At 54.3% G+C, this 1,454-nt stretch carries 2 protein-coding genes; both read left to right on the top strand.

The features are described from left to right. Positions 1 to 233: 233 nt before the first annotated feature. Positions 234 to 1,001, top strand: a complete 768-nt coding sequence (locus tag ID132_RS12965) for a hypothetical protein (RefSeq protein WP_211198438.1) — start codon at positions 234 to 236, stop codon at positions 999 to 1,001. Positions 1,002 to 1,006: 5 nt separating this feature from the next. Continuing rightward, positions 1,007 to 1,454 (top strand): hypothetical protein (locus tag ID132_RS12970; protein WP_193128816.1); only part of this gene is annotated, 448 nt, incomplete at its 3' end.

Genomic DNA, 1,454 nt, shown 5'->3' on the forward strand with positions numbered 1-1,454 from the left:
CTTGTCGCTCATCTTCTCGCGGCCGATCCGCAGCCTGTAGGACGATCGACCGTCAGCGCCTTTACCAATTATTCACTTGCGCAATCATCGGAGTCATCAGAAACTCTCAAGAGAAAAGGAGAAACGCACTCATCCCTTTCGTCAAATCTTAGGAGGCAACATTGGTTGCACGTTACATCGTCGGGGCCGTTTCCGTACTAACGTTGACTGGCACATTTTATCTAACCCCAACCATGTCCAATACTGAGCCCTCTGAGGATATTTCAGTCACATTTGGCGCTATTGAAGGTGCATCCTTCATTGAAATATATGATTCAATAATGTCCGGCAACGAGCCTGAAATCGTCGCCGAATATTTTAGTGAACTTTCCGAGTCGGAGTCAATTCCAGAAATTCTAGGACTCGACCATCTTACGGATTCAGAACGTGTTGAAGTTCTTGAAAGTGCAGAATCTAGCGCCTCGTCCGACTCCCCACTGACTCTTGACGCTCAGAACCTAGTTGAATCAGCCGAAGAGCCGTCAACACAGCCGATGAGTTTCACATCCGCGCCTGTTCGTGGAACAGCGACAAACAACCGCTTCACATGGACACTGTCGGCCCGCTATAACTGGACCACATGCACGCTGGTTATTTGCACAACCTCATCCTGGGTCGATTTCAGAATAACGACGAATCCCGGCCGAACTGGCAGCTACACTGCAGTAAACTTCACTCGTGGAGGCAAAGGGGAAGTGCAGAGTGGATCAATGACGAGTACCATTTATGCGTCAGGTTCAAAGATTGACACAAACACAAACTCCTGGACGTTTAGCACGAGCGGAAAGCAATGGAACACACCTCACTCATCCACCACTGGAAAAACGTATCAAGCGTACTACCTGATTAAGTGGCGGACACCGAATGGCAGCACCGGTACAACAGAGTGGAAGACGGGAAAGTCTGCTTCTTGTAAGGCTCCCACTTCAACTGCCGCATTCCGATGCTTGTTCCCTGCCTGATCAACATGAGCGGTCATATCGAATGGGGCATTCCCGACCACGAGGGCAGCACTGAACAGGAACTCGTCGACCTCGTGGCCACCGGCGACGAATCGACGCTCTTTCACCTGGCGGGTGAAGAGCGGCTTCCACCCTCGATCTACGTCGCATTGTTCGATACGGGCAATGCGGGAGTGCTCGGCAACCTCGCAACCGGCGCCGACGTGCCGAGGTCGGTGATCGAGGGCATCGTTGCACGCGGAGGAGCAGCGGGCGAGCTCGCCCGGGTCAACGACAATGCGAGCCCCGAGACCAAGGACACTGCGTCAATAGGCGAACTCAGCTATCGCTCACTGCACCTGTATCTCGAGGAGCGCGGGGCGACCGAGGCACAGAGGAAGCACGTGCTTGATGCCTTCGAGGCAACTGGTCCGGGCCCCGGCGGCCCACTGCTCGGGGAGGTGTGGCGGGCCG

The organism is Gulosibacter sediminis (genome assembly GCF_014904065.1).
GTDB classification, from domain to species: domain Bacteria; phylum Actinomycetota; class Actinomycetes; order Actinomycetales; family Microbacteriaceae; genus Gulosibacter; species Gulosibacter sediminis.

Excerpts from the sequence above, each read along its gene's own strand:
- ID132_RS12965 (WP_211198438.1), top strand. The coding sequence starts at position 234 with ATGTCCAATACTGAGCCCTCTGAGGATATTTCAGTCACATTTGGCGCT.